1 protein-coding gene is annotated in these 366 nt (G+C 51.1%); it reads right to left on the bottom strand.

Annotated features, from left to right (window positions below; genetic code table 11):
• Positions 1-142: 142 nt before the first annotated feature.
• Positions 143-366: dihydrodipicolinate synthase family protein (locus tag ACTHUR_RS21730; RefSeq protein WP_440400891.1), on the bottom strand; the 224-nt coding region annotated here is incomplete at its 5' end.

Genomic DNA, 366 nt, shown 5'->3' with positions numbered 1-366 from the left:
AGATGTGTATAATAGACAAATATAGGTCATCTTGTTTTCCTGTGGATGGAGTTCTTAACATGTAGGCCGTCTGAAAAAGGGTGTTTTGGATTCAGACGGCCTTATTTCCGGATCAGATGTGTCCTGATTTTTCCAGAGCGGCTCAGACTTTGGCTTGACCGGCTTCGGTCAGTGCTACCAAAGGCAGGCGAACATGGGGTTCGCATTTGCCCAAGAAGCTCATGCCCCATTTGGGCGCGGCCGGGCTGGGCTCGCAGAACAGGGTGTTATAAATTGGGATAAGTTGCTCGTTTAGACGACGGGCGGTCGCAATATCGCCCTCAAGGGCGGCTCGGTACATATCGGCAAAGAGTTTCGGTGCAACGT

It is taken from the genome of Neisseria sp. P0021.S007 (assembly GCF_051956855.1).
The sequence above is the reverse complement of the archived record's forward strand: the minus strand, read 5'-3'. Positions and strand labels throughout refer to the sequence as shown.